At 72.6% G+C, this 5,847-nt stretch carries 4 protein-coding genes; 2 read left to right on the plus strand and 2 right to left on the minus strand.

What is annotated here, in order from left to right:
• Window positions 1-49 precede the first annotated feature (49 nt).
• Together ACFU6K_RS29175 and tdh are read right to left on the minus strand one after the other, a co-directional pair.
• A complete protein-coding gene (locus ACFU6K_RS29175) occupies window positions 50-1,243 on the minus strand; it encodes a glycine C-acetyltransferase (RefSeq protein WP_380668001.1) in 1,194 nt (397 codons plus the stop codon).
• A 70-nt stretch (window positions 1,244-1,313) separates the two neighbouring features.
• Window positions 1,314-2,342, minus strand: a complete 1,029-nt coding sequence (gene tdh, locus ACFU6K_RS29180; RefSeq protein ID WP_049651233.1) for an L-threonine 3-dehydrogenase — start codon at window positions 2,340-2,342, stop codon at window positions 1,314-1,316.
• Between the two features lie 508 nt (window positions 2,343-2,850).
• Between tdh and ACFU6K_RS29185 the strand changes: the two genes are divergently transcribed.
• Complete coding sequence (locus ACFU6K_RS29185) at window positions 2,851-4,155, plus strand: serine hydrolase domain-containing protein (RefSeq protein WP_380668003.1); 1,305 nt, start codon at window positions 2,851-2,853, stop codon at window positions 4,153-4,155.
• A 213-nt stretch (window positions 4,156-4,368) separates the two neighbouring features.
• Complete coding sequence (locus ACFU6K_RS29190) at window positions 4,369-5,832, plus strand: serine hydrolase domain-containing protein (protein ID WP_380668005.1); 1,464 nt, start codon at window positions 4,369-4,371, stop codon at window positions 5,830-5,832.
• Window positions 5,833-5,847 lie beyond the last annotated feature (15 nt).

The raw sequence follows: 5,847 nt of genomic DNA on the forward strand, positions 1-5,847 counted from the left end.
GGCCGGACCGATTCCGAGCGGTCCGGCCCACGGGCGGCCTGGGTGGAGGTCAGTCCTCCAGGGCGGCGCGCGCGTCCACGAAGGCCGCGACGGCGCGCTCGACGTCCTCGGTGGAGTGCGCCGCGGACAGCTGCACCCGGATCCGGGCCTGGCCGTGCGGCACCACCGGGAAGGAGAAGCCGATCACGTACACGCCGCGCTCCAGCAGCAGTTCGGCGAGCCGGCCGGCCTTGGCCGCGTCGCCGATCATCACCGGGGCGATCGGGTGGTCGCCGGGCAGGATCTCGAACCCGGCCTCGGTCATCCTCGCCCGGAACAGCGCGGTGTTGGCCGCCAGCCGCTCGCGCAGCTCGGTGGACTTCTCGACCAGGTCGAGCACCTTGAGCGAGGCGGCCGCGATCACCGGGGCCAGCGAGTTGGAGAACAGGTACGGGCGGGAGCGCTGGCGCAGCAGGGCGACGATCTCCCGGCGGGCGGCGACGTAGCCGCCGGAGGCGCCGCCGAGCGCCTTGCCGAGGGTGCCGGTGATGATGTCCACGCGGTCCGTCACGCCGTGCAGCTCGGGGGTGCCGCGGCCGTTCGGGCCGACGAAGCCGACGGCGTGCGAGTCGTCCACCATGACCATGGCGTCGTAACGGTCGGCCAGGTCGCAGATCTCGCGCAGCGGGGCGACGTAGCCGTCCATCGAGAACACGCCGTCGGTGACGATCAGGCGGCGGCGCGCGTCCTGGGTGTCCTGGAGCTGCTTCTCCAGGTCGGCCAGGTCGCGGTTGGCGTAGCGGTGGCGGCGGGCCTTGCTGAGCCGGATGCCGTCGATGATGCTGGCGTGGTTCAGCGCGTCGGAGATGACGGCGTCCCGGTCGTCCAGCAGGGTCTCGAAGACACCGCCGTTGGCGTCGAAGCAGGAGGAGTAGAGGATCGTGTCCTCCTGGCCGAGGAACGCCGAGAGGCGGTCCTCCAGCTCCTTGTGGACGTCCTGGGTGCCGCAGATGAAGCGGACCGAGGCCATCCCGTAGCCCCAGCGGTCCAGGGCGTCCTTGGCGGCGGCGACCACCTCGGGGTGGTCGGCCAGGCCGAGGTAGTTGTTGGCGCAGAAGTTCAGCACCTCGCCGGGCAGGCCGCCGGCGGTCACGGTGACGGCGGCGCTCTGCGGGGTGCCGATCACCCGCTCGGGCTTGAACAGCCCGGCCTCACGGATCTCGTCCAGGGTGGCGGCGACGTCGGCACGCACGTTGTCGAACACTGCGGTCTCCTCAATCAGTTCGGCGGGGCGGTTCGGCGGGTTCGGCGGTTTCGGCGGGGCTGAGCCGGGCTCAGGCGGTCCAGTCGAGGATGATCTTGCCGCAGTTGCCGCTCGCGGCGTCGTCGAAGGCGGCCTCGAAGTCGGTGGCGGCGTAGCGGCCGGTGATCACCGGAGCGAGGTCCAGGCCGCCCTCCAGCAGCACGGACATCGCGTACCAGGTCTCGAACATCTCCCGGCCGTAGATGCCCTTGATGGTGATCATCGAGGTGACGATCGAGGCCCAGTCCACCGGGAACTGCTCGGCGGGCAGGCCGAGCATGGCGATCTTCCCGCCGTGGGTCATGTTGGCGATCATCGACTGCATGGCCTCGGGGCGGCCGGACATCTCCAGGCCGACGTCGAAGCCCTCGCGCAGGCCGAGCTTCTGCTGGCCCTCCTCGATGGTGTGCTGCGAGACGTCCAGCGCCAGCGTCACGCCGACCTTGCGGGCCAGGTCGAGGCGGTACGGGGAGACGTCGGTGATCATCACGTTGCGGGCGCCGGCGTGCTTGGCGACGGCGGCCGCCATGATGCCGATCGGGCCGGCACCGGTGACCAGCACGTCCTCGCCGACCAGCGGGAAGGACAGCGCGGTGTGCACGGCGTTGCCGAACGGGTCGAAGATCGCGGCCACGTCCAGGTCGACCGGCACCCGGTGCACCCAGACGTTGGAGGCGGGCAGCGCCACGTACTCGGCGAAGGCGCCGTCGCGGTTGACGCCCAGGCCGACGGTGTTGCGGCACAGGTGGCGGCGGCCGGCCTGGCAGTTGCGGCACTTGCCGCAGACCAGGTGGCCCTCGCCGCTGACCAGGTCACCGACCGCGATGTCCGTGACGCCGGCACCCAGCTCGGCGACCTCGCCGACGAACTCGTGGCCGAGCACCAGCGGCGTCCTGATGGTCTGCTGCGCCCAGCCGTCCCACTTGCGGATGTGCAGGTCGGTGCCGCAGATGCCGGTCCGCAGCACCTTGATCAGCACCTCGCCGGGGCCGATCTCGGGCATGGGGACGTCCATCAGCCAGAGCCCGGGCTCGGCCTGCTGCTTGACGAGTGCCTTCACGGCGGCTCCTGACGTGCGGGTGGGACGGCCTGCGGGTACGGGGGCAGGCCGAGGAGGCCCGGTTCGGCCGCTCCTGGCGGACGCGCTCCGGGCAGGCAGAAATCTGCCTGGTCGGAGGGGGTGCGGTCCATCGAGGAATTCTTAAGGGCGGCCACAGCTGGGCTGAACGATCGTGCCCGAGCGGCGCGCGGCGGCGGGTGCGCGGGCGGGCGCGGCGTGCCGGTGCTCACCCGTCCGGCCGAGCGCGGGCGGGCTCGGCGCAGGGCGGGGCGGGGTGGTTGACCCGGGTCACTCGGCCCGGGGCGCTCGGCCCGGGTCACTCGGCCGGGGTGCTCGACAGCGCACCGCCAGCCGGGCGGGGGCACTCGACTGACCCGCACTCCCGTTCGGTCCAGTCGGACCGCGACCCGCGCGCGGCCGACCGGCGGCGGTACTTACGGTGGCGCCGCCCCTTCGGCCCCGTGGAACGTCCTCCGGGGCCGTCCACCCCTGAGAGGCACCTCGACACATGACCAGGATCCGACGGCCGCGTCCGGCCGTTCCCCGCACCGTACGCCTCCCCCGCTCCGTCCGGGCGGCCTCCGCCGTGCGGGTGGCCTCCGCCGCCCTCGCGCTGACCGGCCTGCTCGCCGTCCCCGCCTGCTCCGGGGACACGGGGCCCGCACGCCGGGCCGATCTGGCGGCCACCGCCGAGCCGGCCGCGCTCAGCATGTCCGCCGCGCCCGGCGACAGCCCCGCCGACGGGCTGGTGCCCCTCACCCCGGACGTCCGGGCCAGGCTGGACGACGCGATCAGGCAGGTGATGAGCGAGGCCTCCGTCCCCGGGGTGATCGTCGGCTACACCTCCCCCCGCGGCAGCTACCAGCGCGCCTTCGGCGTCGCCGACAAGGCCACCGGGGCGCCGATGTCCCCCGACTTCTACATGCGGATCGGCAGCGTCACCAAGACCTTCACCACCACCGCCGTCCTGCGGCTCGTGGACCAGGGCAGGGTCCGCCTGGACGACCCGATCTCCCGGTACGTCCCGAACGTGCCCGGCGGCGACGCGATCACCCTGCGCCAGCTCGGCGAGATGCGCAGCGGCCTGTACTCGTACACCGAGGACGAGGACTTCCGGCAGACCGTCGTCAACGACCCGAACCACCCCTTCACCCCGGAGCAACTGCTCGCGTACGCCTTCAAGCACCCGGCCGACTTCCCGCCGGACACCCGGTTCGGGTACTCGAACACCAACACGATCCTGCTCGGCCTGGTGGTCGAGAAGGTCGGCGGCCGGCCGGTGGGCGACGTCCTGAAGGCGCAGGTGTTCACCCCGGCCGGGCTGCCCAGGACGGTCTTCCCGACCGACGCGGCCTTCCCGGACCCGCACCCGCGCGGCTACACCAGCGATCCCCGGACCGACTCGGTCGTGGACGCCACCGACTTCAACCCGTCCTGGGGGTGGGCGGCCGACGCCGTGATCTCGAACCTCGCCGATCTTCAGACCTGGTCCCGGGTGCTGGCCACCGGTGAACCGCTGCTCAAGCCCGCCACCCAGGCGGAGCGCGTGAAGGGGAAGAGCACCGGTGTCACCGGGATCGACTACGGCTTCGGGGTGCTCGACGTCCACGGCTGGGTCGGCCATCCCGGCACGATTCCGGGGTTCGGGAGCCTGGTGGTGTACCTGCCGAAGGCGCGCGCCAGTCTGGTGATCCTGCTCAACACCGATGTCCCCTACCGGGACGCGGACCTCTCGACGCCGCTCGCGGAGGCCATCACGAAGATCGTCACGCCGAACGACGTCTTCACGCTCCCGCCCCGGCCGGCCCAGTAGGTCCCGGCCTCCGCGCCAGCCGGGCGGGGCAGTCGGCTGACGGTGCTCCCGTTCGGTCCAGTCGGGCGCCGAACCGCGCGCGGCCGCACGACGCGGGTGCTTACGGTGACGACGTTCCCCCACGGCCCCGTGGAGCAGCGCTCCGGCCCGGCCGAGCCGCGCTCCGGGGCCCTTCGCCACGGGGCCGTCCGCCCCAGAGAGGCGCCTGCGCCGATGACCGACACCCGACGGCCGCGACCGTCCGTTCCCCGCTCCGTTCGCGTCCCCCGCTCCGTCCGGGCGGCCTCCGCCGTGCGGGTGGCCTCCGCCGCCCTCGCGCTGACCGGCCTGATCGCCGTCTCCGCCTGCTCCGGGGAGTCGAAGCCCGCGCGGCAGGCCGGGCCGGCGGTGACCGCCGAACCGGCCGCGCTCAGCCCGTCCGCCTCGCCCGGCGGCAGCCCCTCCGGCGGGGTGGTGCCGCTCACCACGGCCGTCACGACCCAGCTGGACGACGCGATCAAGCAGGTGATGAGCCAGGTCGCCATCCCCGGGGTGATCGTCGACTACGCCACCCCCGACGGCAGTTACCAGCGCGCCTTCGGCGTCGCCGACAAGGACGCCGGGACGCCGATGTCCCCCGACCTGTACATGCGGATCGGCAGCGTGACCAAGACCTTCACCACCACCGCCGTCCTGCGGCTGGTGGACCAGGGCAAGCTGGGCCTCGACGACCCGGTCTCCAAGTACGTCCCGAACGTGCCCGGCGGCGACGGCATCACCCTGCGCCAGCTCGGCGACATGCGCAGCGGCCTGTTCAACTACACCCTGGACTCCGACTTCCAGCAGGTGTTCTTCAACGACCCGAGCCGCCCCTTCACCCCGGACCAGCTGCTCGCGTACGCGTTCAAGCACCCGGCGAACTTCCAGCCGGACGCCCGGTTCGAGTACTCCAACACCAACCTGATCCTGCTCGGCCTGGTCGTCGAGAAGGTCGGCGGGCAGCCGCTCCAGGACTTCCTGAACCAGCAGGTGTTCACCCCGGCCGGGCTCACCAGGACCAGCCTGCCGACCGACGCCACCTTCCCCGCCCCGCACGCCCACGGCTACACCAACCAGACGCTCACCGGCGCGGTCGAGGACGCCACCACCTGGAACCCGTCCTGGGGCTGGGCGGCCGGCGCCGCGATCTCCACCATCACCGACTTCCGGACCTGGTCGAAGGTGCTGGCCACCGGCGAACCGCTGCTCAAGCCCGCCACCCAGGCGGAGCGGCTGAAGACCAAGGCCACCGGGCCGACCCCCGACCTCGGCTACGGCTTCGGGGTGTTCACCACCCACGGGTGGATCGGCCACAACGGCTCGCTGCCCGGGTACGAGAGCGTGGTGCTCTACCTGCCGCAGGCGCAGGCCAGCCTGTCCATCATGCTCAACACCGACATCCTGCACGACGGTTCGGAGCCCTCGACGTTCTTGGCGCGGGCGATCACCCAGATCGTCTCGCCGAACAACGTCTACACGCTGCCCACCCCGCCCGCCTCGGGCTCGCCGACGGCCTCCGCCTCGGCCTCCCCGTCGGCCTCGCCCTCGGTCTCCCCCACCGGCTCACCCACTGCCTCCCCGACCGCCTACCCCACGGCTTCGCCGTCCCCGACGGCCTCGCCCACGGCGGGCGCCACCGCCACGCTGCACATCTCCTGACCCACCCGCTCCGAC

This window comes from Kitasatospora sp. NPDC057512, from assembly GCF_042802135.1.
Taxonomy (GTDB): Bacteria; Actinomycetota; Actinomycetes; order Streptomycetales; family Streptomycetaceae; genus Kitasatospora.

Bases quoted from the DNA above. Each gene is read 5' to 3' on its own strand.
- ACFU6K_RS29185 (WP_380668003.1), top strand. From the start codon at position 2,851: ATGACCAGGATCCGACGGCCGCGTCCGGCCGTTCCCCGCACCGTACGC.
- ACFU6K_RS29190 (WP_380668005.1), top strand. From the start codon at position 4,369: ATGACCGACACCCGACGGCCGCGACCGTCCGTTCCCCGCTCCGTTCGC.